Source organism: Nitrosopumilus sp. S6 (assembly GCF_054515815.1).
Map to the genome: position 1 here is coordinate 182,323 of NZ_JBTNRI010000002.1, position 25,370 is coordinate 207,692.

Annotated in this window: 31 protein-coding genes; 18 read left to right on the plus strand and 13 right to left on the minus strand. The window is 31.6% G+C overall.

The features are described 5' to 3' along the window. The 3 genes from ACX12B_RS02460 to ACX12B_RS02470 are packed head-to-tail and all read right to left on the minus strand — an operon-like array spanning position 1 to position 2,368. Positions 1-675 carry a 7-cyano-7-deazaguanine synthase gene (locus ACX12B_RS02460; RefSeq protein ID WP_459352462.1) on the minus strand — a complete coding sequence of 225 codons (675 nt, stop codon included), beginning with the start codon at positions 673-675 and terminating at the stop codon, positions 1-3. 11 nt (positions 676-686) lie between these two features. Beyond that, positions 687-1,610 (minus strand): homoserine kinase, encoded by a 924-nt coding sequence (locus tag ACX12B_RS02465; RefSeq protein WP_459352463.1) that lies wholly within the window; start codon positions 1,608-1,610, stop codon positions 687-689. Then, on the minus strand, positions 1,610-2,368 hold the full coding sequence (locus ACX12B_RS02470; protein WP_459352503.1) for an ATP/GTP-binding protein: 759 nt from the start codon (positions 2,366-2,368) through the stop codon (positions 1,610-1,612). Before ACX12B_RS02470 ends, ACX12B_RS02465 begins: the two co-directional genes overlap by 1 nt. Before the next feature lie 130 nt (positions 2,369-2,498). On the opposite strand from ACX12B_RS02470, the gene ACX12B_RS02475 reads away from it, so the two are divergent. The 4 genes from ACX12B_RS02475 to ACX12B_RS02490 all read left to right on the plus strand — a co-directional run bounded on the left by ACX12B_RS02475 (position 2,499) and on the right by ACX12B_RS02490 (position 5,043). Beyond that, positions 2,499-2,651: a hypothetical protein gene (locus ACX12B_RS02475; RefSeq protein WP_459352464.1), complete on the plus strand. Its 153-nt coding sequence runs from the start codon at positions 2,499-2,501 to the stop codon at positions 2,649-2,651. Positions 2,652-2,741: 90 nt separating this feature from the next. Continuing rightward, on the plus strand, positions 2,742-3,758 hold the full coding sequence (locus ACX12B_RS02480) for a lysylphosphatidylglycerol synthase transmembrane domain-containing protein (RefSeq protein WP_459352465.1): 1,017 nt from the start codon (positions 2,742-2,744) through the stop codon (positions 3,756-3,758). A 71-nt stretch (positions 3,759-3,829) separates the two neighbouring features. Further along, positions 3,830-4,225, plus strand: coding sequence for a hypothetical protein (locus ACX12B_RS02485; RefSeq protein ID WP_459352466.1), 396 nt, complete (start codon positions 3,830-3,832; stop codon positions 4,223-4,225). 38 nt (positions 4,226-4,263) lie between these two features. Beyond that, positions 4,264-5,043 carry an SDR family NAD(P)-dependent oxidoreductase gene (locus ACX12B_RS02490; protein ID WP_459352467.1) on the plus strand — a complete coding sequence of 260 codons (780 nt, stop codon included), beginning with the start codon at positions 4,264-4,266 and terminating at the stop codon, positions 5,041-5,043. Between the two features lie 21 nt (positions 5,044-5,064). On the opposite strand, the gene ACX12B_RS02495 is transcribed toward ACX12B_RS02490, so the two are convergent. From ACX12B_RS02495 to ACX12B_RS02510, 4 genes are all read right to left on the minus strand, one after another. Further along, on the minus strand, positions 5,065-5,469 hold the full coding sequence (locus tag ACX12B_RS02495) for a hypothetical protein (RefSeq protein ID WP_459352468.1): 405 nt from the start codon (positions 5,467-5,469) through the stop codon (positions 5,065-5,067). Between the two features lie 11 nt (positions 5,470-5,480). Continuing rightward, a complete protein-coding gene (locus ACX12B_RS02500) occupies positions 5,481-5,792 on the minus strand; it encodes a hypothetical protein (RefSeq protein WP_048071662.1) in 312 nt (103 codons plus the stop codon). 153 nt (positions 5,793-5,945) lie between these two features. After that, on the minus strand, positions 5,946-7,181 hold the full coding sequence (locus ACX12B_RS02505) for a glycosyltransferase (protein WP_459352469.1): 1,236 nt from the start codon (positions 7,179-7,181) through the stop codon (positions 5,946-5,948). A 30-nt stretch (positions 7,182-7,211) separates the two neighbouring features. After that, positions 7,212-8,327: a thiamine biosynthesis protein gene (locus ACX12B_RS02510; RefSeq protein ID WP_459352470.1), complete on the minus strand. Its 1,116-nt coding sequence runs from the start codon at positions 8,325-8,327 to the stop codon at positions 7,212-7,214. Positions 8,328-8,411: 84 nt separating this feature from the next. Here ACX12B_RS02510 and ACX12B_RS02515 point away from each other — a divergent pair, with 84 nt between their 5' ends. From ACX12B_RS02515 to ACX12B_RS02525, 3 genes are read left to right on the plus strand one after another with little or no spacing between them, the layout of a single operon-like run. Next, positions 8,412-9,137 (plus strand): phosphoadenylyl-sulfate reductase, encoded by a 726-nt coding sequence (locus tag ACX12B_RS02515; RefSeq protein WP_459352471.1) that lies wholly within the window; start codon positions 8,412-8,414, stop codon positions 9,135-9,137. A 1-nt stretch (position 9,138) separates the two neighbouring features. Continuing rightward, positions 9,139-10,281 (plus strand): sulfate adenylyltransferase, encoded by a 1,143-nt coding sequence (gene sat, locus ACX12B_RS02520; RefSeq protein ID WP_459352472.1) that lies wholly within the window; start codon positions 9,139-9,141, stop codon positions 10,279-10,281. Positions 10,282-10,312: 31 nt separating this feature from the next. After that, a complete protein-coding gene (locus ACX12B_RS02525; RefSeq protein WP_459352473.1) occupies positions 10,313-10,978 on the plus strand; it encodes a hypothetical protein in 666 nt (221 codons plus the stop codon). Here ACX12B_RS02525 and ACX12B_RS02530 read toward each other — a convergent pair. Continuing rightward, the gene (locus ACX12B_RS02530) at positions 10,962-11,618 is read right to left on the minus strand and encodes an endonuclease III domain-containing protein (protein ID WP_459352474.1); all 657 of its coding nucleotides are present in this window, start codon (positions 11,616-11,618) and stop codon (positions 10,962-10,964) included. The two genes, ACX12B_RS02525 and ACX12B_RS02530, sit on opposite strands and share 17 nt — an antisense overlap. Positions 11,619-11,667: 49 nt before the next feature. Here ACX12B_RS02530 and ACX12B_RS02535 point away from each other — a divergent pair, with 49 nt between their 5' ends. Together ACX12B_RS02535 and ACX12B_RS02540 are read left to right on the plus strand one after the other, a co-directional pair. Next, complete coding sequence (locus ACX12B_RS02535) at positions 11,668-12,822, plus strand: aconitase X (protein ID WP_459352475.1); 1,155 nt, start codon at positions 11,668-11,670, stop codon at positions 12,820-12,822. Next, positions 12,819-13,205: an aconitase X swivel domain-containing protein gene (locus ACX12B_RS02540; protein ID WP_459352476.1), complete on the plus strand. Its 387-nt coding sequence runs from the start codon at positions 12,819-12,821 to the stop codon at positions 13,203-13,205. Before ACX12B_RS02535 ends, ACX12B_RS02540 begins: the two co-directional genes overlap by 4 nt. Here ACX12B_RS02540 and rqcH read toward each other — a convergent pair. Continuing rightward, the gene (gene rqcH, locus ACX12B_RS02545; protein ID WP_459352477.1) at positions 13,180-15,129 is read right to left on the minus strand and encodes a ribosome rescue protein RqcH; all 1,950 of its coding nucleotides are present in this window, start codon (positions 15,127-15,129) and stop codon (positions 13,180-13,182) included. The genes ACX12B_RS02540 and rqcH overlap by 26 nt on opposite strands. Before the next feature lie 103 nt (positions 15,130-15,232). Between rqcH and ACX12B_RS02550 the strand changes: the two genes are divergently transcribed. From ACX12B_RS02550 to cobM, 4 genes are read left to right on the plus strand one after another with little or no spacing between them, the layout of a single operon-like run. Then, positions 15,233-15,709 carry a hypothetical protein gene (locus ACX12B_RS02550; RefSeq protein ID WP_459352478.1) on the plus strand — a complete coding sequence of 159 codons (477 nt, stop codon included), beginning with the start codon at positions 15,233-15,235 and terminating at the stop codon, positions 15,707-15,709. Positions 15,710-15,732: 23 nt separating this feature from the next. Next, positions 15,733-16,323, plus strand: a complete 591-nt coding sequence (cbiT, locus tag ACX12B_RS02555; protein ID WP_459352479.1) for a precorrin-6Y C5,15-methyltransferase (decarboxylating) subunit CbiT — start codon at positions 15,733-15,735, stop codon at positions 16,321-16,323. A gap of 35 nt (positions 16,324-16,358) precedes the next feature. After that, entirely contained in the window at positions 16,359-17,081 is a 723-nt protein-coding gene (gene cobI, locus ACX12B_RS02560; RefSeq protein WP_459352480.1) for a precorrin-2 C(20)-methyltransferase, read from the plus strand. After that, on the plus strand, positions 17,074-17,844 hold the full coding sequence (gene cobM / locus ACX12B_RS02565; protein ID WP_459352481.1) for a precorrin-4 C(11)-methyltransferase: 771 nt from the start codon (positions 17,074-17,076) through the stop codon (positions 17,842-17,844). Before cobI ends, cobM begins: the two co-directional genes overlap by 8 nt. On the opposite strand, the gene ACX12B_RS02570 is transcribed toward cobM, so the two are convergent. Further along, positions 17,825-18,580, minus strand: a complete 756-nt coding sequence (locus ACX12B_RS02570) for a glutamate racemase (RefSeq protein ID WP_459352482.1) — start codon at positions 18,578-18,580, stop codon at positions 17,825-17,827. The genes cobM and ACX12B_RS02570 overlap by 20 nt on opposite strands. A 105-nt stretch (positions 18,581-18,685) precedes the next feature. Here ACX12B_RS02570 and ACX12B_RS02575 point away from each other — a divergent pair, with 105 nt between their 5' ends. Both ACX12B_RS02575 and ACX12B_RS02580 read left to right on the plus strand, forming a co-directional pair. Continuing rightward, complete coding sequence (locus ACX12B_RS02575; protein ID WP_012214448.1) at positions 18,686-19,336, plus strand: Snf7 family protein; 651 nt, start codon at positions 18,686-18,688, stop codon at positions 19,334-19,336. 75 nt (positions 19,337-19,411) lie between these two features. After that, positions 19,412-20,185 (plus strand): tetratricopeptide repeat protein, encoded by a 774-nt coding sequence (locus ACX12B_RS02580; RefSeq protein ID WP_459352483.1) that lies wholly within the window; start codon positions 19,412-19,414, stop codon positions 20,183-20,185. Here the strand turns inward: ACX12B_RS02580 and ACX12B_RS02585 are convergent. From ACX12B_RS02585 to ACX12B_RS02595, 3 genes are all read right to left on the minus strand, one after another. Next, the gene (locus ACX12B_RS02585) at positions 20,162-21,298 is read right to left on the minus strand and encodes a hypothetical protein (protein WP_459352484.1); all 1,137 of its coding nucleotides are present in this window, start codon (positions 21,296-21,298) and stop codon (positions 20,162-20,164) included. The two genes, ACX12B_RS02580 and ACX12B_RS02585, sit on opposite strands and share 24 nt — an antisense overlap. 118 nt (positions 21,299-21,416) lie before the next feature. Further along, positions 21,417-22,001: a hypothetical protein gene (locus ACX12B_RS02590; RefSeq protein WP_459352485.1), complete on the minus strand. Its 585-nt coding sequence runs from the start codon at positions 21,999-22,001 to the stop codon at positions 21,417-21,419. Between the two features lie 70 nt (positions 22,002-22,071). After that, entirely contained in the window at positions 22,072-22,272 is a 201-nt protein-coding gene (locus ACX12B_RS02595; RefSeq protein ID WP_459352486.1) for a hypothetical protein, read from the minus strand. Positions 22,273-22,343: 71 nt separating this feature from the next. Here ACX12B_RS02595 and ACX12B_RS02600 point away from each other — a divergent pair, with 71 nt between their 5' ends. The 3 genes from ACX12B_RS02600 to ACX12B_RS02610 all read left to right on the plus strand — a co-directional run. Next, entirely contained in the window at positions 22,344-23,126 is a 783-nt protein-coding gene (locus ACX12B_RS02600; RefSeq protein WP_459352487.1) for a hypothetical protein, read from the plus strand. 25 nt (positions 23,127-23,151) lie between these two features. Next, complete coding sequence (locus tag ACX12B_RS02605) at positions 23,152-24,312, plus strand: glycosyltransferase (protein ID WP_459352488.1); 1,161 nt, start codon at positions 23,152-23,154, stop codon at positions 24,310-24,312. A gap of 138 nt (positions 24,313-24,450) precedes the next feature. Continuing rightward, a partial coding sequence (locus tag ACX12B_RS02610; protein ID WP_459352489.1) for a hypothetical protein occupies positions 24,451-25,370 on the plus strand: 920 nt, incomplete at its 3' end.

The following is a 25,370-nucleotide window of genomic DNA, read 5'->3' on the forward strand; positions in this document are numbered from 1 at the left end:
TTATTTTAGGTATTTTGTTTTATCTGAAATTCCTGCTTTTTCAAATGCAATTTTTCTGTTATTGCAAGACTCACAAACACCACAATGAAGTTTTTTGTTTGAATAACAACTCCATGTTCTAAAGATAGAATCACCTAACACTGTTTTACCTTTTTTTAACAAATCACTTTTTGATAGCCCTTCTCTATATGGGGACCAAATCTCTATCTTCTCTCTTAATTTTGAATTAATCCCATCGATTTCACCTTGGTTGAATGCATCTTCTAGTTTCTTTGCAAAAGCAGGTCTGCAATCAGGATAATGTTTGTCTCCTGTATGTGCACCATACACAACTAGAGATGCATTTAGGGTATAGGCCCATGCAGATGCAACTGAGAGAAAAACTGCGTTTCTAATTGGTACTACTATCGAATACTCAAATTTGCTTGGAATTTTTCTCTTGGAACTAGTCAAAACATTAGAATCACCATACAATTCTTTCATAAAACCAATATCGATAATTTTGTGTTGTTTCAGTCCTAGTTTCTTTGCAAAAGATTTTGCAGCAGAAATTTCCATATTTGCTTTTTGTCCATATGAAAATGTAATCCCATACAGTTCATACTTTGATTTTAGAAATGATACTGCACAAACAGAGTCAACTCCTCCGCTAAATACAACTACAGCTTTTTTCATGATTCCTCAAATTACTTTCTTTTATCTGCAGCACCTTTACTTGGTTTACAGATTACTGTCTGGCATTTTGTGTTTGCTGATGCAAATCCCTTTGACATTGCTAAGCTAATTTTTTTCAAATCAGCAGAACTCTTTGAAAATGCAATTACTGAAGGTCCTGCACCACTAATTGTTACACCTAATGCACCTGCTTTTAGAGCATTTTGCTTGACTTTAGCAAATCCTGGAATCATATGTTGTCTTGCAGGCTCTACAATTACATCCTTGATTGAATTTCCAATTAATTCTGGATCTTTTTTCAAAAACCCTGCCACAATAGTTGATGCATTTGATAAATTCAAAATACTATCTGTTAGTTTTACTTTCTTTGGAATAACTCCTCTTGAAACCTTGGTCTTCTTTTTTGGCACATCAAGTTTTGGAACTGCAATACACATTCTAAGATTTGTTGGTGGATTGATTCTAGTTACTTGTAATGGATTTGTTTTAACAATTACAAATCCACCTAAAACTGAGGCTGCAACATTATCGTAATGAACTGAACCTGCACTAGCTTTTTCACCATATCCTGCATGTTCCACTAGAGAATTTCCATCTAACTTTAATCCAAATAATTTGTCAAATGCTACTGCAGTAGCAGCTGCAGATGCTGCACTACTTCCCATTCCAAATCCTGCAGGAACTCCTTTTTTGATTTTAATCTCAATTCCTGTTTTTATTTTGAATTTTTTTTTCATATTTTTTACAACTAATCCTGCAGTATTGTTTTCTGGATTTGTTGGAATATTGTCTTGAGTTACAATTGTTATTCCACTTTTAGTTTTAGTCAGGGTTACTTCATCATAAAATGCATCTATTGCCAAGCCAAACACATCAAATCCTGGACCTAAATTTGCTGTAGAAGAAGGTGCTTTTACTGTAATCTTTGATACCACTAGTCTTCTACCTCTTCACCCAAATTAAGAATTCTGCTTAACGCACCTTCTAGATTTACAAAGCCTTCACCTGTTACATTTGAAATTGGAATTAATCCTTGTGCAAATCCACTAAGATTTAGTCCTCTCAAAATATTTGTAGTCAAGGTATAGGTATCCCCATCGGCATCTTTTGCAATAGCATTTTCTAATGTATTCAAACTAGTTGACCATTGTAGGATATTTTTGAGATTTGCTCCAATAAGATCAGTTTTTGTTAGTACGTTAACTGTAGACAAATTCAATCGTAATCTAATTGATGTTGCAAGAAGTGCAATTGAAACAAAATTTACTGGTGAAGTAATTAACGCACCATCAAAAAGAAAGATATTTGTTTTTTCGTCAGATGTAATATTATCTACAAGAAAACGCCCACTAGAACGATATGCAAATAGTTCAATTTGTCCTGGGGTGTCAACTATTAGATAATCTGGATTAACTCTGTTTACTTCATTTTGAATCTCATCAATCTTTGATGCAATCAAATCAGCTGCCATAACTAGTGCACCATTAGGTCCAAGATCATATTGTTGCATGATAGATACAATATCTACAAAGTCTCTTACATCAATATCACAACTGTATGGTAAATTTTCTACTCCTGGATCTAAATTCAAAATAGATGTAAATGCACCATTTTTTGTATAGTAATCATACAATTTTGATGATAGTAATGATTTTCCTGCACCAGCAGTTCCAGAAACAAAAATAGTTTTCAATCCTGTCTGATTCATTATTTGCTCATATTTCAAACTAGCTTGGTTTTTTGATCTCTGAAATACCATATTGGTACTAAAAATTACAAAAAAATTCCATATGATCTTTAACTAACAAAATTATGCATTCATTATGACTCAAAGTGTACTTGAAAAAGAAACCCATCTCAAAGAATTGGTAATAAAATTACTAGAAGAAAAAAATCTTTCAGATTTTGAATTATTGGATTCATTATTTAATGAAATCAAAGACGAACTTCAAAACCCCCAAAAAAGCCTCAATTAAGTACAAAATTCATGCCTATTTTCAGGCGTGAAAAATCATCTTGACTAATTTTGTCAACTTTCATATTTGATCCCTCAAAGGAATCATCAAATGAACTGGAGACTAGTAGCTATTCCTGTTACTTTAATTCCTATTTTCATTATATCTATTCAATTTGATATTAAAATAGAAGATGTTCTGGCAATTGGATTTTTTCCATTTGTTGGTGCAGTTGTAGCTATGATGATCAAATTGGGTCTTCAAGGAGTCAAATTTGCATACATTACAAGAAAATATCTTGGTAATTTTGATTCTGTTTTGAAATTAACTGGTGTTCGTGTAGGTAGTGAGTTTATCAAATTTACAACTCCGATGTTTATTGGTGCTGAATTCATTGTAATCTATTATTTGCATAAAAAAGGTGTAAAACCTTCTAAATCAACATGGATTGCAATTATGGATATTGTTACTGAAGTATTTGCAGCTGGTCTGCTATCTATAATGGCAGGAATAATAGCACTACTAAATGGAGCATATGTTGTTGCAGCAGTAGTTTTAGGAACTAGTATTACTGTAACTGCTTTGTGGATGATACTCTTCTTTTTGTCTTCTAAACGTACATTCCAAGTACCTAAAGTTTTGGCAAGTCTTGCAAAAAGATTTGGAAAAGAAAAAGGTGTAAAGTATATCGAACAAACAAATTCTTGGATGGAAGAAGTCTGTACTATGAGCAGGAAAAATCTAAAAACTTCTGAATCAAAAAAAGTCTTTACAGTATCATTTTTGTTCTCACTTGCATCTTGGTCATTTTATGGAATTTCATTTATGATCATTGCAATGGGGACAGGATATGTTATCAATGCATTTGATTCTATTATGGCTGTAATGGGTGCAAACGCAATTGGAAATCTTCCAATAACTATTGGAGGGTCTGGTCTTGCTGAGTTTGGAATTGTTGCATATCTAAATAATCTAAATCCATTTGACTTTGATATTTCTCAAGGTGGTTTGGCATGGGATGCAGTAATAGGCTGGAGAATTGCAACATATTATGTACCGATAGCTATTACTTGGTTGCTTTTAGTAAAGCTGGCTTTGAGTAGAATTTCAAAATCTCAAAATACATGATGATCGCTTAAAATTTCCAAATCTGGGACATTCGGATGTGGTATATAACTAATAAAATATTTGGATATATTATGAAAAATCTTGCCACATTTGCATTTCTGGCATTTGCCCTAACAGGTTTGTTGACTGTATCCGTTATCCCTGGATCTTTTGCTGACACTGAAAATCCTGGAAGAGATAAAGGAACAAAAACAGCAAACGGTTGTGATAAAGGAACCGCAAAAAATAATCCAAACTGTGATGGAACTTCAACTGGTGGAGGCTTTTCTGATTGTGATAATATTACTGTAGATAATGTTATTGATGCTGAAGAATTAGCTGCACATATGAATTGGACACTTGATACCGCAATTTCAATTATCATAATTATAGAAGCTGAAGCAGGTAAACAATCAGATAATGATGGAACAATCAGCACTTCTGGTGAACTTCGAAAATTAAACACTTTAACTGAAGCCACCTGTTGATTCTAACTCTTTTTATCTCTCAATGATTTTTCTGATTTGTGGATTTCAAAAATAAAACAATTTTGATTACTGGGGCTTCATCTGGAATTGGAAAACAAAGTGCAATAGAATTTGCAAAATTAGGTGCTAACATAATTTTAGTCGCAAGAAGAAAAGAAAAACTCGATGAACTTGAAAATGATTTAAAAAAATTCAATGTGTTGACTCTTGTTTGTAAATGTGATATATCAAATAAAGAACAAGTAAAGGAAATGTCAATGACTGTTTTAGAAAAATTTGATTCTATTGATGTATTAGTAAATAATGCTGGTTTTGCAATATATGGTTCTGTCAAAGACTTGTCTATTGATGAAATAGAATCTCAAATGGAGACAAATTATTTTGGAATGATGTACTGCATCAAAAATTTTCTCCCATCAATGTTGGAGAAAAAATCGGGTCACATAGTCAATGTAGCTTCTGTTGCTGCTAGCTTTGGTCTTCCAGGAATTGCATCTTACTGTGCATCAAAATTTGCTATGCTTGGATTCTCAGAAGGTCTTAAACATGAATTACATGGTACTGGGGTGGGAATTACAGTTGTTAGTCCTATAATGGTTAGAACAGACTTTTTTGATCATCCTTCTTTTGAAAAAATGCCAAAATATTCTCCAATGTCTCTTAGTTCTAAAACTGTAGCAAAAGCAATTCTAAAAGCTGCAAATTCTTCTAGACTGGAAATTATTGTTCCTTCTGTAGTTAGAAGTGCTGTTTGGCTAAAGCACACATTCCCTTATTTCATAAATCCTATCATGGGAAAATCTTTCAAAAACAATTAGATTCTGTACAGTAATTCTGAATTATTCTTCAGTGTCATCATCTTCGGCTTCATTAGAGCCTACATCTAATAATTCAAGTGATTTTAATTCAAATTGATAAATTGCATTCATTTCAATCTCTTTTTCTTTTTCTAAATATTCTGAAACTTTTTTGCTTAGCGGTGCTTTGTGTTGGTCAAAAACAAATTCGTATACTTCTCCTTTTAACAAGTCATCTAACTTGATACTTTTTGGAACATCCATGGTTACAATATGTCTGCCATCTTCTACTGCATCATACAATTGAGCATCAATTTTGTTATCTTCATAATAAAACTCGAGGATATATCCTGATTTTTTTAATTCTTCAGGTTTCTTGAATTTTGCATTTTGGATTTCATCAGTAACCCATTCAGGAATCTCATCTTCTTTTTTCTTTTTTACCATAATAACTCACGCTAGTTTTCAGCTTTTTCTTTTTTACTTTTTGACCACCATTCTAAATAGTCGTCATGTTTATCATCACGTGTTCTTTCTTTTTGGTTGAGTTTGTATCTTATGTCTGAAACTTGTTCTCTAGTAGCATAAAGACCACATCGTTTACAGACAAAATTTCTTCTATTCTTCTCATCCATCTTCATTGGAATGTCAATTTCATCGTATAATTTGAAAAGATCTTCTCTACTTCTTTCTTCTTCAGGAACTTCAGACTCGTATTTTTCTTGAATCTTTTTTTTCTCTCTGTGTGTACATTCTGGACAGTTAGGCACTGATGATTTGGCTTAATTTTTTCCATAAAAGCGTTCCCACATTGTTAATTGATCGATAAACATCTGACACGCGGATTTTTTCATCATCCCTTTCGGTCCGTTCGCCCATCGAAATCCCGCGTGCCAGATGAGCAAAATTCTAAAAATAATGTATTATCTCTTTTCCTCTAATGTCTGAGCAGCAATCTTTGCTGAATTTTCAGCCCCATTTGGGACAAAATTCTTTGAAAATTCATCTAAACTCTCTTCAAATTTTTCATAATTTTCTCTAATCTTTGATATTCCCTCAATTACCTGCTTTGTTTTTGTGGCTAGTATTCCCAAATTCTTCTCTTCTGCCCATTTGATGTTGTTTGTATGCTCATCATAAATGGGAATTCCAATGATTGGTTTTGCTTTTCCACCCATAATCTCCCCCATTACGGTATGTGAACCATTTACCACAGCATATTTGCATGAATCCAATACCGTGTCTTTTTCTTGTTCTGAAAGAAATCCAATATCAATTTGAATCCAATCTATTTTTTTATCTAATGCATCAGAGATGGAATATCTCTTTCCATCTTTTCCAATAACTGAATCAATTTTTGGATCATTTCTTGCATGAGAAACAATTCTCTTTTCATTTTTCATTTCATCTTGTTGAAAAACTTGTTCATATCTTTGACCAGTTCCATCATTTGTTGATTTATTTCCAGTTCTCATCCAATAACCAAATTCATTATTTCTAATTAATTTTTCAAGATCAGAACTTTCTGCTTTGTGAATTTTTTTACTATTTGTAAAGTGACCAACATACGTTACTTTATCTTCAGATTCTTTTATGAAATTTAAGTTATATTCACACATTGTATAAGGTGGTGGAGAATCTGCGACAAGAATCTTTGATGCTTTTTGAATTTGTTTTGCAACAAATATCAATGATGGATATAGATATGATCTAGAATTGTATAATCTTGGTCTAAATTGATTTGTTATGAATAAACTTGGTATATTTCTATTTTTTGCTAAAATATTTGATCCCATATCTCCATCATTGATTACCAAATCAAATTTTTCTTTGTTGTAGAGTTTTCTTTCTTCTCTAAGATAGTTTGCAATTTGTCTAACTAAGGGTGGATTCTTTGAAATTGGTAATAATAAATTCATTAATGACATTGAAACACTTGGACCAAACTTTCCATCAATTGGAGTTGGCATCAAAATTTCATGAATCTTTTCTTTTTCATCTGGAAATTTTTTCAATAATTTTTCATATACGTGATCTTTGCTTGAAAAATGAACTTCAAACTCTTCTTTTATGTGGTCACCAAGAACTTCGTTTAACCTCATCATTCTAGAATAATGACCGCTTCCCCACGGGTAGATGAATTCGCCTATTTTGAGCACAATATTGCAACTAAAATGCTGTTTAAATTCTCAATGATTCTCTTCTAGTGAATCTAAAATATCGTGTACATTATTTGGTCCTGCCTGAATGGAAATGACTTTTTTTGTTTTCAAGGCATTTTCTACTTCTTTTTTTGCAAAAACAGGAATCTCATCTGAATTACTAGTCACAATTTTTCCTAACTTGTTGATGTTTCTCTCTAATCCAATCTCTTTTGCTTCATCAAACAAACTTGTATCTACTCCTGATAATGGAATCAAAGGAATTTTCTTTTTTGAAAATACTAGTTTTAGAGAATTATCTATAAAATCTGATGAAAATATCTGTGGTGATAACGCCAATGAGACTCGTTTATTTGAGAATTGCAGCATTATCTCTAAAACTGAATTTACATATGTCAAATAATTTTTGATTCCATTTGGATTTATTTTTAGATGAAAGAACTCTAACTCTATTTTGTCTTGAACTAATCTAGGAATTAACTGATTTAGTATTTTAGCTAGATTCATCAATTCTGATTTTTGTCGGTAACAAACTATTACCTTTGTGTCGTATCCTTGTTTTATGGTTTCATAACAAGAAACTGCTGATAATTCATCATATACTGCACAAATAGTATTTTCATTTTGTGATTGATATGGAATTCCTCCTTTTCCTTTATCTGAAAAAATACAGATGTATGCATTATTTTTTGTCAAATACGTATACAATAACTTGTCATAGTCTTGTTCTGTTCCTGGATGAGCACCCAATTTTGATTTTTTTTCAATTATATTTGATGTTGCTGCAATCTCTACATCTTTTACAAGAAATCCTTTTGATGTTCCTTCTACCTTGACTAGAAATTTTTCACCTCTCAAGAGTAAATTACCTCCTACAGAAGTAATTTGAGAAATAATATCTTGATAATTATTTTTTATTTGTCTTGCAATTGCAATCTCTTTTATTCCAAATAGCATATTGATTGCAGATGATGCAAAAACTGGATCATTAGCATCTACTAGAATAATTTCACCATCACGCTTTACTGATTTGAATTGCTGATTTTTTATCTTGAGAATTTTTTTAATATTTGAAATTAATTGTGGTATTTTCTTTTTTGAAAATATAGTTGGAAAAACTATAACATAAGATGTCTCATTCATATTTTTTACTTGAAAATCTACTTGTTTATAATTTAGGATAAAACTTCGGGTAATCAATATAAAACAAATACTTCAAATGAATGTGTGACTAGATTTACTCAAGAACAAGTAGATGATCTTAATTCAAAGATAAAGACAGCTGAAGAGGCTCTTCAATGGGTATCAGATAATCTACATCCTAAAGTTGCAAAAGCTTCTAGTTTTGGTGCTGAAGATGCAGTCGTAATGGATATGATGTTAAAAATTAATCCAGAATTTAGATTCTTTACTTTGGATACTGGAAGATTACCTCAAGAGACATATGATATCATGGATGTGTTGAGGAAAAAATACAATATTACAATTGAAGTATTATTCCCTGACACTAAAGAAGTTGAAGACATGGTAAAAGAAAAAGGACTAAACCTATTCTATGAAAGTGTTGAAAACAGAAAACTATGTTGTGAAATACGTAAAGTACATCCTATGAACAAAATGTTGAGCACTCTTGATGGATGGATTACTGGACTAAGACGAGAACAAACCAAAATCAGAGAAGACGTAACAATGTTTCAGATTGATCATGGACATGGTGGTATTCTAAAGATTAATCCAATAATTGATTGGACATGGGATCAAATTCAAGAACATATCAAAAAACATGACTTACCATACAATAGCCTTCTTGACAAAGGTTATCCTAGTATTGGATGTGAACCTTGTACTAGACCAATAAAGCCCGGTGAAGATATTCGAGCAGGAAGATGGTGGTGGGAACAAGGAGAACACAAAGAGTGTGGCCTTCATATAGAGCGTAAAAATGGGGATTAGTATGTCAGAAAATGATTCAATCAAACCACATGGTGGTGTGCTAGTTAACAGAATTACAAATGTTGATCCTACCGGATTATTCTCAATCACAATTTCAGAAGATCTTGCAAATGATGTAGAAAATATTGCAGATGGAATTTTCAGCCCATTAGAGGGATTCTTGGGTCAACAAGACTTTGAGAGCGTTGTATCAAGAGGAAGACTGGCAAATGATCTGGCATGGACTATTCCTATTGTATTAGATGTTGATGAAGAAACCGCCAATAAAATGAAAGATGCAGGAGATGTATTATTACAAAATCCTGATGGAACTGGTATTGCCGTATTACATGTTGATGAAATATTTACTTTTGACAAGGAAAAAGCAGCTAAAGGAGTATATGGCACTAATGATGCAGCCCATCCAGGTGTGGCATACACAATGTCAATGAAAGATTTTCTTGTTGGTGGAAAAATTGATTTTATTCAAAGACCAAATGATACTGAAATTAGAAAAAATCGACTTACTCCAAAACAAACAAGAGAAGCATTTGCACAAGCTGGATGGAAAACTATCTGTGCATTTCAAACTAGAAATCCTCCACATGTTGCACATGAGATGTTACAAAAGACATCAATTACAACACGAGATGGAGTATTTGTAAATCCTGTAATTGGAAAGAAAAAATCTGGTGACTTTGTTGATGAAGTTATTGTAAAATGTTATGAAACCATGATTGAAAAATACTATCCAGAAAATAGATGTAAACTGGGAACTTTACATACTCAAATGAAATATGCGGGACCAAAAGAAGCAATTCATCATGCTATCATGAGACAAAACTATGGTTGTACCCACATAATTATTGGTAGAGATCATGCAGGAGTTGGAAAATTCTATGATCCAATGGCCGCACAAGAGATCTTTTCAGATTATCCTGAATTAGATATTGCCCCAGTATTCTTCCCACCATTCTTCTATTGTAGAAAATGTCTTACGTACACAACTCCAAAGGCATGTCCACATGATAATGATGACAAAGAGCAAATCAGTGGAACTGCATTAAGAGAAATGATTCAAAATGGACAAGCACCTTCTCAATTTATCCTAAGACCAGAAGTTGCACAAGTAATTTTGGATCATCCAAAGCCTTTTGTTGATTAGATATTTATTCAATCAAACTTGCACTAGCTCCATGAGATATCTATTTGCAATAATTTTATTTTCTGGATTTTTTATCACTCCTGCATTTGCTCAGGAAGTGAATCCATCATTAATGATTGACACAATAGAGATTCCTGCTGAAGAATTTAACAGAGTTTTACGTGATGCGCCTATCATTCCATTAGATGATGTCCATGCAGTCAGCTGGCAAGTAACAATTGATAACAATCTACTTTATGCAAATCCCGACGGAAATGCAGTCTTTAGGCTCTATGATGTAAACTCTGAAGATGAATTTATTGAAGTTGGAATGGGTTCAATACCTGATAACAAGTTCTGGGTTGCAGTACAGACTCCAAAAGAAGGATACATTGTAGTTCATAGTGACTTGGAAAGAGGTTGGTATCCCCAGGCAAAATCAATCATATCATTTACTGATAGAGCAGGACTCACTGTAAATAATGGTGCAAGAATTGTTGTTACCAATTTGGATATTGGCGAATTTGCAATTGGTTCTTATTCTGTGCACGGAATGGAAGGCTCTACTGATCCTCCTGCAGTTAATTCTGGTAGTTTACTTTTAGAATTTCTCTCAGGTGATCCATCAAAAAATGCATTTGCAATGTTTCCATTTTATGTTGCAGCAGGTATTGGTGTTATCGTTGGAATGTTGTTTCTAACTAAGAAGCGTTCTTAGATTTGTAATACTTGCAACTTCTCTTAATTTTGCATACATCACACATTGGGGAAATTGGTTTGCATATGTTTTGACCATACATTACAAAAGTATCATTAATGTCAATCCAAAATTTCTTGTCCACTTTTTTCATTAACTCTTGTTCAGTTTCTTCAGGATTCTTTGTTTCAACTAGTCCTAATCTGTTTGAAATTCTATGGACATGAATGTCAACTGGAATTGCAGGTTTTTCAAATGCATAAACTAGTACACAGTTTGCTGTCTTTCTTCCCACTCCTGGTAATTCTATCAAAGTATCCAGATCTTCAGGTACTTTGCCCTTGTATTTTGAATCAATTATCTTTGCAACTTCGATAATTCTTTTAGATTTTACATGATAGAATCCAATTGGTTTGATTATCTTTTCAACATCTTTTAGTTTTGCATTTGCAAGTTGTTTTGGATTTTTGTATTTTGCGAATAATACTTTGACTACTTTGGTTGTACTTTCATCTTTTGTTCTAGCAGAGAGTATGGTTCCAATCAAAATACTAAATGGACCGGTCTCCGCATCATGAAGATCTCTTAACGCAGTTATTCGTGGAGTCTTTACAGAATTCATCGTATCCATCATTTTACTTAGAATTTTTTCCATTTTCATATGAAAAACTACGTACAAGTATTATAACTGTAAATCCAAATCACTCTCATTGGAATTAACTAGAGAAGAAGAATCTGCACTAAAAGGCGAACAAGGCGAAATTATGGAGATGGCGTACAGAATTCTTGTTGCAACTGGTGAGGCAACAGATGCAGAAAAACTAGTTCCAATTGAATGGACTCATCTTTCAGGAGTAAATTATAACACAATAGGTGATGCAGGAGAAGAATTTCTTTCTAGTATTAGCAAAGATGCTAGAGTTAAGGTAAAGACTACTCTCAATCCGATGGGATTTGACATTGATAATGTATCAAACTATGGACTAGATGAAAATTTTATCTCAAAACAACTCTCCATTAGAAATTCATATGAAACAATGGGTGTTATTCCATCTTTTTCATGTATTCCTTATGAAATTTTTGATATTCCAAAAGATGGTACTCAGGTTGCATTTGCAGAAAGTAATGCTGCAATCCATGCAAATTCTTATGATAATTTGAAAACAAACAAGGAAAGTGCATTTAGCGCTTTGGCTAGTGCATTAACTGGAAAAAGTCCATACTCTTCATTACGAAAAGAAGATTCACCTAATGTAACAATTAGAATGAAGGTAGATGATCCAAATGAACTGACATATGGAATGTTGGGATTTTTTGCAGGAAAAGTTGGAGACATTTCTGTAAATGTTTCTGGTTTAGGTGAGATGGATAACCGTCAATGTAAGGCAATGTGTGGAGGAATGGGAACGTCTGGAACATGTGCCAAATTTATTTTTGGAGAAGGTGATTCTGATACTGAAAAAATTGATTTTGATGAAAAAGCAATGCAAAATGTTCATGATGAACTAAACACATCTGAAACAGGTGATGTCATTACACTTGGTAGTCCTCAGTTAGGATTAGAAGAAATTTCAGAACTTGCAGGAAAACTAAAGGGGCGAACATTTGAGAAAAGATGTATGATATTTACTCCTAGAACTGTAAAAGAGCAAGCAAACAAAATTGGTTATACAAATGAATTAGAACGTGCAGGATGTGAAATTCTTTCAGATTGTTGTACTTGTCTTACTCCATTAATTAACAAAGATAATGTTGATGCAGTTACCACTAATAGCATCAAGGGCGCATTTTATCTAAAAAACTCTAATGGTGTAGGTGTAAATCTAAAATCATTATCACAAATTATAGAAGATGAGACAAAATGAAAGTTCTAGTTTCAGGAAAAGTTGAAGGTACTGTTCTAAAATCAAAAGACGCAATTAATTTTCTGGGCACTGTTGATAAAAAAACCGGAATTATCAGTGACAAAAATCATTCACTATATCAAAAATCAATTAAAGATATAATTCTAGTTTTTCCTTCAGGTGTTGGAAGTAGTGTTGGCGCATACACAATTTATTCTATAAAATCAAATGAAACAGCACCTCTTGCAATGATTTGTACAAAAGCTGATCTTACAGTTGCAACTGGATGTGCACTTGCAAATATTCCGTTGGTAGTTATTTCTGATGAAGAATTCTCTTCAATCAATAATGGAATGAAATTATCACTTGATACGGATTCTAGTCATCCTCTTCAGTATCGATGAATTTTTGAATATCTGCTTCTCCTCGATTTACATCTTTTACCTGGCTTTTTCCAGCAGGCATTACACGTACAAATTCATCAATACTGATTTTTTTAGTAATTTCTTCGTGAATTTTTAAGAATTCTATTCTAATTTTCTTTGCCGCATCAACCATTTCAATTCCTTGAGGCTCAATTATTGCATAGCAGATTGAACTTTTCTTTATTGTTTCAGGAGGCCCACATGTTAATGCATAACCGTCTTCTTGTGGAATAATCCCAACAGCTAATTTGAGATTTCCACTTTTAATGAAATTTCTTTGTCCTTCAATTGTAAACGAACCTTTTGGAAGAAATTCTCCACTAGGCGCTGATTTTTTCACTTGATCAGGATTTACCCAATATGCACTAACACCATACATTCCTTCTCTCCATGCACGACTAAAACAAACTGTTGCATGTGCAACTTCATTCATACTGGTATCAGGTGCATTTTGTGCATCTTTGATAATAAAGAATGGTGAACCAAAAATATCCCCATGAAAAATTTTGTCATTTTTATCCAAATGTTTTCTTACAACGGCAGAGTTTGATGCAGCATCTCTGCCACCAATTACTAAAAAACCATCAGCTGTATAGAACCACCTGTATCTTTCATACCAATTCTTCTTTCTAATCTCAGAAACTAGAATTGTATCTTTTTCAGATTCTGTTTTGTTCTGTAGTTTTTCTAATTTTTTCAAAGTTTTAGATTTAATTTCTTCAATTGAACTTATTGCACCAGATTGTTTTTTTGCTTCATTGAACAGTGTGGATGCAATTGATTGCAAAGATGCCTTTGTGTCTATCTTTATTTTTTCATCTTGAATAACAATTAATGGAATTCCTTTTTCAGAAATTAATTTTGCATTGTTACTTGCCAAAATTTCTTGTGCAGGTGTGTCTTCAATTGATACAATCCCTTTTGAAATCATCTCAAAGAGCGAATTTGCTACATTTGTGATGTTTTTTGATCTATCTTTTACTGTTTGAATTGCTTTTTCTTGCTCAGAAATTTGGGTTTCAAGTTCTTTTATCTTCTTATCTGAACCACTGGTTTGAATTGACTTTCCCTTTTCTACAATGTTTTGTGTAAATACTGTATCAAGTCCTTCAATAAAGCTATTTACTTTGGTAATTTCTCCTTCAACTTTTCCAAGTTGAATCGGAAGAACTTCTGTTTTTTCACTTTTTACAATTATTGGATCATGATTTTCTGAAATAATATCTGAAACAACTTTTTTTGTAGTTTCAAAGATTTTTTTAATTTCATCATTTGTTAAAAGATTACCAATCTTTTTTGGATCAACATTTGCAATTTCAAAAATACCTTCAACATATTTTTTTGGTAAACCCAAAGTTCGTCCAAACCATTTTGCAGCAACCAACTCTGTTGTTTTAATACTTTCAAAATCATTCTCTGATAAATTAAAAATATCTAATCCACTTTGTGGTGGTTGAGTATATTCTAATCCTACACTTAGTTTTCTATGTCTCACATCAATAGAATGTTGTAATGCAAGAATCTTCATCTCATTATTGCAAAGTAAAATATTTCCATCTCCAAAAAATTCCCCAACCAAAACAAATTCTTTTCCAAACCCCTCAAAAATAAAATATGCAATTCTTTCAGCACCAATTTGTTCTATCTTTTTTAATTTTAATCGAAGAAGATCACTACGTAATCTTTTGAGTAATTTATTTGGCTCAACTTGATCAATTTTTACTTTAGTTAACCAAACTCCTGAAGTTGAGATCATCATGAATAGATCACTTTTTTCAGTATGGTGTAATTTGAAGAGTATGCTATCTTTTGTTATTCCATAGATGTTGCTGACATAGTAATCTTCAACTTGTTTTGAAATTTTATCAACTAAATATCGTAATTCAATTCCTGATAATGCCATACCTATCGTATTTTACATCTAAAATTATACCCTTGCTACGACGTGCTTAGTTTTTGACCAAAGATATTAAACATGGTTTGCTTGAGACACGCTAGAAATTTAATTGGCCAAATTCAAAAAGAAAAAATCAAAACCTACGCCTGAGCCTGAGGACTCTAAGAAAGAATCCCCTCAAGAAGAGCCAGTTGATATTCCTGAAACAGAAAAAACTGAATCAGCTCCTGAACCATCAAAAGAATCTCCAATTAGTGATGCTGAGAAGAGTGAAAAAGATAAAAAATTAAGTAAATTATTTTGGTTACGTGTTGTCCTTGCAGTTATTGCAGGTACTGCTGCTACTTTTATTTTTGAAGATATTGAAGGTGAAGATAGAAGATGGGCCTCTATTGGATTTATGATTATAGTATTCTTTGGAACAATTATTGTTGCAAAAGGAATGAAGATGCAATTACCATCATCAGATAGAAAGAAAATTGTTACACAAGCAATTGGTAGTTATATTTTCTTGTACTTGTTTACCTGGATTGTAACTTATACACTAGTTCATTCTGCAAATGTTTCTACTGGAATTAATCTCTAGTATATTACAAAAAGTGATACCTAATGTGGAATTATAAAACTTCTGGAATCCCAGATGAAGAATTTGAAAGAACTGAAAAAGTTCCTATAACAAAAGAAGAAGTACGAACTATTCAAATTAGTAAAGCTAGACTAAATCCTGGCCAAACTGTATATGATATTGGCTGTGGCAGTGGCTCTATTTCTGTAGAGTCAGCATTACAAGTTGAATCTTCTGGAAAAGTATTTGCCATTGATTATGATCAAAATGCAGTAGATTTGACAAAAAAGAATTTACAAAAATTTGAACTATCAAATGTTTCAGTGATACTTGGCAATGCCAAAGAAAAGATTTCAGATCTTGAAGAAGCAGATGCAATATTTGTTGGAGGTACTGGTGGTGATACAAAAGAAATCGTAGAATTATCAGAAAAAAAACTAAAGTCTGGAGGTAGAATCGTAATTGGAATTATTCTTATTGAAACACTATATTCTGTAATACAAGTAATGGACAAATTACAGTTCAAAGATGTAGATATTACTCAAGTAACCATATCTAAGAGTCGAAAAACCACTACTGGTACTATGATGTTAGCACGAAATCCAGTAACAATAATTTCTGCAACCAAAGCCTAATCTAGCTTTTAATTGGGAGAAAAATTAGTCATTTCATGCCTGGATTGATAGGAATTGGTGTTGGCCCTGGAGATCCTGAACTTCTTACAGTCAAGGCTGTAAAGGCAATTCAAGATGCTGATATCATCATGTGTCCTGCCTCAAAAGAAGATAGACCCAGTATTGCATTATCCGTAGTTGAATCTCTTATTGATAAATCTAAAAATCAAGAGATTGTAAAGCTGATCTTTCCTATGACTAAAGACCAAGATGTCCTTAAAAAAACTTGGAAAAAAAATGCAAAGATTATGGCTGAAACTGTACAATCTGGAAAAAATGTTGTCTATCTAACAGTAGGTGATCCGTTTTTGTACAGCACTTGGATATACATGCATAAAGATCTTACAGAAAAATATCCTGAAATGAACATTAGTGTTATTCCGGGAATTGTTTCAATGTTTACATTTGCATCAAAAGTTGGTGTAAGTATTGCAGAAGGTGCTGAAAAAGTTGCAATTATTCCTTCTTGTTATGATTTGAGTAGTGTTAAAGAGATTGCAAAAAATTCTGAATCTATGATATTTCTAAAAGACGGCAGATATTTTGATAAAGTAATTGATGTTCTAAAAGAATCAGGATTTCCTGATAATTCTATATTTGCAATCGGACAAGACTTGGGAACAGAAAATGAAATAATTAGAAAGATGACTTTGGGTGAAGTAAACGATGATACATTAACAACCAAATACTTCTCTATTTTGGTGGTAAAACGTGTCTGATGTTTTCTTTGTTGGTTGTGGACCTGGAGATCCTGAACTAATTACAGTTAAAGCTAAAAAATTAATCCAAAAAGCAGATGTTGTTGTTTATTCTGGCTCTTTAATTCCAGAACCTATTTTGAAATTATGCAAAAAAGGAAAACTCTATGATGCAGCTGGAATGGTTAGGGAAGAAATTTTTGATGTGTTGTACAAAAATGCAAAAAAAGACAAACTTGTTGTAAGATTGCATGATGGTGATCCATCAATCTATGGTGCAATCAAAGAGCAAATTGATAATCTAACCAAAAAAGGAATAAAATCTACGGTTGTACCTGGAGTAACTGCATTTTTAGCTTCTGCTGCTGCTTTGGGTACTCAATTGACTCTTCCAGGAGTTACTCAGACCATTATTGTAACTAGAGCAGAATCGAGAACTAAAGTTCCAAAAAGAGAAAAAATATCAGAACTTGCAAAACACAAATCAACTTTAATCTTTTATCTTAGCGTTCATTTGATTTCTAATTTAGTTAAAGAAGCAATTGCAGGTGGATACAAAAAGAAAACACCTGTTGCTGTTGTGTATAGAGCAAGTTGGAAAGATCAAAAAATCATTAAAGGAACACTTGGTGACATTACAAAGAAACTCAAAGAAGAAAAAATTACCAGAACTGCTATTGTGATAATTAGCGATGTAATTGATCCTGAATCATATGAGTATTCTAAACTATATGACAAAAAATTTAGTCATGGTTATAGAAAAGCTAAAAAGATAAAGAACTAACTTTATTTTTTATTCCAATTTTTAATAATTTAGATTGAAATTTTTTTGTATTTCCAGAAGTAAAAATTTTCAAAGAATTTCTTTTTGATTGTTTATTTTTAATTTTAGAATAAATTTTTTCAGCTATAATATTTCCTGGATCAATAAATTGTATGTTTGGAAATTCTTTTTGTAAATATTTTTTTAAAAATGGTAAATGTGTACTAGAAAGTGTAACAACATCAATTTGATTTTCATTTAATACTTGTAATTCTTTCTTGATAATTTTTTCACAATATCTTTTTTCTGTAAAAAACTTTCCTGACTCAACTAAATCAACAAGTTTTGAACCATTAATTCTAGAAATTTTAAAAGATTTTGGAATATTTTTTTGAATATATTTTGATAACCCTTTACTTTTAATTGCAGATTCTGTTGCAAGTATTCCTATTTGTTTTGACTTTGAGAGTTTTTTTGCTTCTTTTAGTGGTGGTTTTACATCAAAAATTTTCTCTGTAGAGAGATTTAACATGAGACTGGGTGTGTTTGAGGCAACAACTATGAAATCTGGTGAAAATTTTTCTAACAAATTGATAGATTTACGCATGATTTTTTTTAGTTGAGCCTGAGTTTTTTTGCCATATGGGTAACTTTGTGAGTCTGCAAAATAGATGATTTCAGACTTGAATGTTTTTTGCATCTCTTGAATTATCGATAATGAGCCTAATCCTGAATCAAAGACTGCAATTCTAGCCACAACATTACAAAAAGAATCTCAGAATAATAGTTTGTTAGCTAATTTTATCCAAAAACTGATCTAAATTTACACCCGACATTAAGACTAAATTTCTAAATCCAAATCATGCCAAACTTCGACAAGACTTGGGCTCGACAAGAGACCCAAAGCGTAACTGGCAAACTCCGTGAAGCAGTAAAGCCTCAAGGTGCATTAAAACCACGAATTCAAACTGCAGTAAACAAACTACAAGTCCAAATCTCAAAGATGGACTCTATGTTAGGTAAACTGCACGAAAGAGATGCGCAACTCTTTCAGAGAGTCGTGACTGCAATGCAGCAACATGATACTAGCACAAGTAGAGTTTTGTCTAACGAATTAGCTGAAATTCGTAAAGTTACAAAGATGCTCGGCAACGCAAGAATGTCATTAGAACAAGTCCAGCTAAGACTCACGACTATTCATGATCTTGGTGACGCTATGGTAGCAATTGGACCAGCAATGTCTACAATGAAGGGATTGAAGTCATCGCTAGGAAGATTCATGCCAGAAGCAGATTCAGAATTGAATACAATGACTCAAACGCTCAACGGACTAATGATGGACTCACTTGCAGGAGACTCATTTAACATGGAGTCAGACGTTTCTAGTGAAGAAACAGAAAAAATCCTACAAGAAGCATCTGCAGTAGCTGAACAACAGATTGGAGACAAATTCCCATCTGTACCTTCATCAACCGGACTTTCGTCAGGAACCTCTACTTCTACCTTTGAGTAGTTAGGGAAAAGACGTTAGTCGTTTCTTTTTATTTTAAATCTTTTAAAGTGATAATTTTCACTAAATTATAAGAAAATGAAAATAATTTTTCTACTAAGTTTACTAATTATTATCTCCGTTTTACCATTATCTTTTGCTCAAGAAAAGACTGATGTTAACAACTTAGAAGACATATCTCTAGAATTAATTCAGGAAAAAAAATTTGATGAAGCACTAGAATATTTAGAAAAAATAATTGAGTTAGACCAAAACAACACATTTGCATATAATAATAAAGGTGCAATTCTTATTGAACAAGAAAATTATGATGAATCAATTATTGTCTTAAACAAGTCATTAGAAATTAATGGAAATAATACTGAGGCTTGGAACAACAAAGGACTTGCATATTCTAAAAAACTTGATTTAGAAAATGCTTTAAGTTCATTTTATAAAGCAATAAAAATTGATTCAAAAAACCAAATAGCTTTTGATAATCTCCAAAAACTATCAAAAGTTGTAAAACTACACGATTATAATCCATTTGGATATGGATTAATGCAAATTTGGGATTCAAATATGAATTTAATTGGAAGTTCAAAAATTCATTCAATTGGATTACTTCCTCAAGTTGGTATTGAAGTAGTCAAAGAACGTTCAAAAGTTGTTGAAATTAATGAAAAAAATTATTTTGTTTTTCATACTGAAAAACCTCAAGCGATAAATACGTATGTTGGAGGTATTGATCTTTTTCTATTCAAAGATTCTGAACAGATTATTGTTGGCCAATTCAAAACACATGGATTCATTGCTAGTGCAGGAAATTATTATACATATGATATTATTTTACTTGCACCGCCGTTCCTTTGAAAAAATTATACCAAATCCTATTGAAATCATTACCACCAATGGAACAAATCTATATGGCTGAATGCTCATATCAATAACTCCAAATAAAAATACCTGTGAAGCCATCATAATAAAAATACCAAATAAAATAAACATTTTTCTGGAGTGTAAATTTTTTGATTGTAAATATAATAACACTATTACTGGAATTAGAATAATTATGAGTAAAGAATCAAATCTTAATGAATTTGCTATCTCATTGAAGCTACCAAACATATTTTCTATATTAAAACTGGTATCTTGTGTGTGAACCAAACTTTGTGTAAAAAAAGCAACAAGAACTAAAACAATTATGGATGAAAATCCTAAAAATAATTTTTTTCTATTTTTTACTTGCTGATCTAACCCTACCCATAAAACGTTTAATGGAATAAACAAAATTGTGATCGGTTTCAAAAAGAGTGTTATCAAAAATGAAAAAGTAGATGTAATTGAATTTTTAATAATTAAATAAAGCGAAAGAAAATAAAAAAATGTCCAAAAATTTTCATAAGTAGCTGTTGTATCGTACATCAAGAATAAATTACTTTGAAGTACAGTGCAAAATGCTATCAAGCCTGAAATTCTTTTGCCCGAAATTTCTTTTGATATAAAATAAGTTAGTAACAAAACTCCAATACTTGCCACAAATGGAAGAAATCTAATATTTCCAAGATATTCTAAAGACAAAAATAAAAAGAAATATCTTAAAACCGGTTCGACTTGTGGTGTTTCAAGCATCCGATACCAATTTTCTGCCCCTTCTAATGCAAGTGTATAGTCTCCAAATACGAGTTCTTCTGTATAGAATTCATCAATTGAAAACGCTATGTAAATAACTAGAATGCCTAGAATCACTAGAAATGAAATACTTTTTGAAATATCTTTTTCTAGAAACCTATCTTTAAGATTAATTATTTTTTTTGGTAGTAAATTTGACTTGTACAAAATAAGTAGTGCAAAAAATACTCCATTTGAAATAATAACAGGTAATAACCAAACTGAACTTTTACTTCTATCAAAACCCTCTGGAATGATTTCTAGATTGTATGATATTATATAATTTGGAAAAATCAGTACAAATAAAAAAATCATTGAAAAAATAATAGTTATTGTGAAAACTATGTCTCTGGTATATCTATAAGCATACATTATATTTTGATCTACATATCATGTAAAAGAGTCTTTAAAAAATAAAGAAAAAAAGTTTTGTCTAGGAACCGTCGACTGTTATAGTCCACTGAATGGTGAGGTCATCTGTTGAACCTAATGCAATGTCATTAAAGTCTTGGATTGCCATTGTATCAGCTGATGCTGTAGTTGGGTTGTTGTGCAATGCTGCTTCTGTGATTGTAGCACTTACATCGTTAAATGTTGCACTTACTACAGCTGATGCACCAGAGTTACCTGAGGCAGCTGTTCCAGCAGAAACACTTCCTGTTGTTTGGCTATGCCAAGTTAGATCTGACAAGTCACCATCTTCACTGAATGCAGTGTTTCCTGTTCCAATTGCGATGTGATCAAATATGGTGTTTGGATTTTGACATGCTGTTACACCACTTGGTTGGAAGAATGCTTCCATGATACAATCGTCTGCTTCATTGACAACTACGTTATCAGTTTGGACATAGTTTTTGACGTTTCCTTCACTGTCATAAGCAATCAATGTTATGTGACCTAACATTGCTGCAGTACTTTTTAGCTGATTATCTTGTGAAAAATCAGCTGTAGTAAAAGCAAAAGCTGCTAGACCAGATATGCTTATGGCAGTAATCATTACTGCGAATGATGTTTTCATTACTAATCCTTATTTGTAGAATATATGAGTATTTTGGACATTTTTAGCCTCAACCCGTTCCAAAAAGGATCTAAGTGCCATCCATAGACACAGAATCTGATAATTCTAAGACAAACTTCTTGCCTTCTGAAACTTCTTCTATGATCTCTTCATTATTTACTTCTGAAATTTCTCCCATGTTTACATCTGAAGAAACTGAACTCATGTAATAACTACCTCCTCCAATTATTATTGCTGCAATAATTATTCCAATAATTACTATTGATTTCACAAAAAAAAATAGTTTTAATAGAATTTAAGCATACTGGAAAAGTTTTTGAAACTTGTACTAAAATTACTCTTGTGAAGACTTTGCTTTTTACAATATTTTTCTTAATTCCGTCTAGTTATGCTTTTGCAGAGCCAAATGAAATCCCTATTATCTTACATGATCAAATCCCAATAAGTATTTCTGATAAAATGACTGATGTGATATTTGATGGAAAATGGACATTTTCCAAAGAATGGAAGCATTCTAGTTTAGTTGAATCAAGTGATTTGAAAATTAGATCTGCACATCAAGGAGAATTTGTTTACTTTATGCTAAATTATGTTTCAGATACATCATATGCAAAAAATTCTGATAGAGCAATGATATGTTTTGACACAAAAAACAATCTATCATTTAATCCTGATAGTGATGATTATTGTTTTCTAGCTGTAGTTGGGAAAATAAACGGTCACATTCTACAAGGAGGAACACCTTTTCCATTAACAAATCACCTAGAAAAAATTCCAAATCATAAAGAGTATGTTGGAATTGGTAATTTTTCTGATGGAAATGATAGATATTCTAAAATCCCACATTCAACATACGAATTTAAAATTCCAACAGAAGTTATTGGCCGTTCTAATGTATATGGTATCTACATTGAAGTATTTGATTCTAATTCTGGAAAGAAAATTTCTTGGCCTTCAAATCCTCAATCAGAAAATCCACAGTCAATACCATCTCCACAAAATTGGGGGCAATTAATCTCAATTGACAGTTCATTACCTGAATTTTCTTTACCTATGTTGACTCTCTCACTACTAATGGCAACAATAATTGTCCTAGGTGTGAAAACAAAATTGATTAATATTTAACTTAGGGAATTTTTATAACAAAATATTGTATGAAACACATCAAAAACCACAAATTTCAATAATTATTCCAACATATAACGAATCAAAAAATATTATTGAAATTCTTAAATCTATTCAGAAATACATTCCATTAGAAATTCAGGCACAAACAATTGTTGTTGATGATAACTCTCCTGATGGAACAGGAACCATTGTAGACGAATATCTTAATTCAATTAAAAAAATAGCAAATCATACCTTTAATGTAATACATAGAACTGCAAAAAATGGTCTATCATCAGCAGTTCTAAATGGAATTAAACAAGCACAAGGAGATATCATTCTTGTAATGGATAGTGATTTTTCACATCCCCCACAAATTATACCAAAAATGATTGAAGCATTAAAAAAATATCAATGTGATATTGTAGTGGCATCAAGATATATTCATGGAGGTCAAATTAGTAATTGGTCCTTTAAAAGAAAAATTGTAAGTAAAATTGCAACCAAAATTGCAAAATATAGTTTGAATGTAAATGTAAAAGATCCAATGTCTGGATTTTTTATTTTTAAAAAACAATTGCTAAATGGATTATCTTTTGATGCAATTGGATACAAATTACTTCTAGAAATTTTAGTAAAAACAAAAAATGCTAGTGTAACAGAAATTCCATATACCTTTCAAGATAGAGAGATTGGTTCAAGTAAACTTTCTGGAAAAATTATTTTTGATTATATTAAATCAGTATGGAAATTATATCGTTATGGAAAAACTTTTTCAGAAAAAGAAAATAAAAGATCTGTAAAATTTCTATCAAAAGCAGCAAGATTTTATTCAGTTGGTGCATTAGGATTTTTAGTAAATTATGTAACATCATTATTTTTTGTTGGAACAAATCCAGAAATTTGGTATCTGCAAGCAAACATCTTTGGAATTGCAACATCCATTACATCAAATTTCTTTTTGAATAAAATTTGGACTTTTGAAGATAGAAACTTTAATTTTAAAAGAACAACTAAACAATTTCTCAAATTCATTGGATTCAGTTCTGTTGGTGCATTAATCCAAATTGGAATTGTATTTGGATTAATTGAAAACTATAACGTTGAATATCCAATTGCATTAGTTTTAGCAATTTTGACTGCTGCATTTGGAAATTTCATTTTCAACAAAAAATGGACTTTCAAAGAAAAGACCTGGGAATAATTTTTCAAAAATTATAAAAATTTCCCAAAAAACCTCAATACCATATTGGAACCAATCTTTTTACGATTTACCACTTTGGATTCGATCTAACTTTAGTTTTTCCTCTCACCTGAAATTCAAAAACTACTGAATTTCTGTATGAACTTTAGACGATCCATGATGTCCTTATTGACATTTTTTATGATCATTGGAATCACTTTTTCATTTCCAACAATTTATGCAGATTCATTTGAAAAAGAAATTATTTTAGATCTTTCAGAAAAAACAAATTCTATTGATTCTGATTCAACTAAAATACATCATGTTTTAAAACTTCAAGATTCTGTCAGTGTATCAAATCCTGAAAAATCAAATCCAAATGAAACTATTCCAAAAACAAATCTTTTACCAGAAAAAACTGGAATTGTAGAATTTTCTGATGGAATATTTGTTTCAGGAAATGATGAATTACCAAAATCAATCCTTCATCTAAAATATGATTCAGATAAAAAAACTTCTAAAGAACGTATTTCCAATTTTGAAAAAATATCATTTGATGGAAAGTCTATTCAAATATTAGAAGAAGAAATTGAGAAAAATTCTATATCTATATTTGATGATGATTTAATCACTAATTTTGATCAGAACAATGATCAATCATTAGTTGTTCTGACACAAGAAAACGATATTTCTTTCTTATCTAATTATGATTTAGAATATTTTACAAATACAAATTTTCTTTCACAACATTTAGTTGTATTTGATAATTCATGGGATAATGAATTAAATATTTTTAATCCAACACTGTTACTTTTGTTGGCTCCTGTTGCTGGAGTTGTTTTAATTTCAAGTGAATCTAACAAAAATGTTTTACGATTATCAAAACGAACACAATCTTTTAGTTTAGTATTTTTGCTTTTATTTTCTGCAACAAGCACTCCATTTATGATTTCAGATAATTATTGGGGTAATGCGTATGCAGAAGAATTTTCTTTTGAAGGATTAATGGAAGATGCTTCTTTTGTTTCAAATAGTAACTCCACATCAGCAGTCATTGAATCAAACTCCACATCAGCAGT

Bases quoted from the DNA above. Each gene is read 5' to 3' on its own strand.
- ACX12B_RS02590 (WP_459352485.1), bottom strand. From the start codon at position 22,001: ATGAAAACATCATTCGCAGTAATGATTACTGCCATAAGCATATCTGGT.
- ACX12B_RS02525 (WP_459352473.1), top strand. From the start codon at position 10,313: ATGAGATATCTATTTGCAATAATTTTATTTTCTGGATTTTTTATCACT.
- ACX12B_RS02575 (WP_012214448.1), top strand. From the start codon at position 18,686: ATGCCAAACTTCGACAAGACTTGGGCTCGACAAGAGACCCAAAGCGTA.
- rqcH (WP_459352477.1), bottom strand. From the start codon at position 15,129: ATGGCATTATCAGGAATTGAATTACGATATTTAGTTGATAAAATTTCA.
- cbiT (WP_459352479.1), top strand. From the start codon at position 15,733: ATGTGGAATTATAAAACTTCTGGAATCCCAGATGAAGAATTTGAAAGA.
- ACX12B_RS02485 (WP_459352466.1), top strand. From the start codon at position 3,830: ATGAAAAATCTTGCCACATTTGCATTTCTGGCATTTGCCCTAACAGGT.
- ACX12B_RS02585 (WP_459352484.1), bottom strand. From the start codon at position 21,298: ATGATTTTTTTATTTGTACTGATTTTTCCAAATTATATAATATCATAC.
- ACX12B_RS02480 (WP_459352465.1), top strand. From the start codon at position 2,742: ATGAACTGGAGACTAGTAGCTATTCCTGTTACTTTAATTCCTATTTTC.
- ACX12B_RS02475 (WP_459352464.1), top strand. From the start codon at position 2,499: ATGACTCAAAGTGTACTTGAAAAAGAAACCCATCTCAAAGAATTGGTA.
- ACX12B_RS02540 (WP_459352476.1), top strand. From the start codon at position 12,819: ATGAAAGTTCTAGTTTCAGGAAAAGTTGAAGGTACTGTTCTAAAATCA.
- ACX12B_RS02510 (WP_459352470.1), bottom strand. From the start codon at position 8,327: ATGAATGAGACATCTTATGTTATAGTTTTTCCAACTATATTTTCAAAA.
- ACX12B_RS02495 (WP_459352468.1), bottom strand. From the start codon at position 5,469: ATGGTAAAAAAGAAAAAAGAAGATGAGATTCCTGAATGGGTTACTGAT.
- ACX12B_RS02530 (WP_459352474.1), bottom strand. From the start codon at position 11,618: ATGAAAATGGAAAAAATTCTAAGTAAAATGATGGATACGATGAATTCT.
- sat (WP_459352472.1), top strand. From the start codon at position 9,139: ATGTCAGAAAATGATTCAATCAAACCACATGGTGGTGTGCTAGTTAAC.
- cobI (WP_459352480.1), top strand. From the start codon at position 16,359: ATGCCTGGATTGATAGGAATTGGTGTTGGCCCTGGAGATCCTGAACTT.
- ACX12B_RS02460 (WP_459352462.1), bottom strand. From the start codon at position 675: ATGAAAAAAGCTGTAGTTGTATTTAGCGGAGGAGTTGACTCTGTTTGT.
- ACX12B_RS02580 (WP_459352483.1), top strand. From the start codon at position 19,412: ATGAAAATAATTTTTCTACTAAGTTTACTAATTATTATCTCCGTTTTA.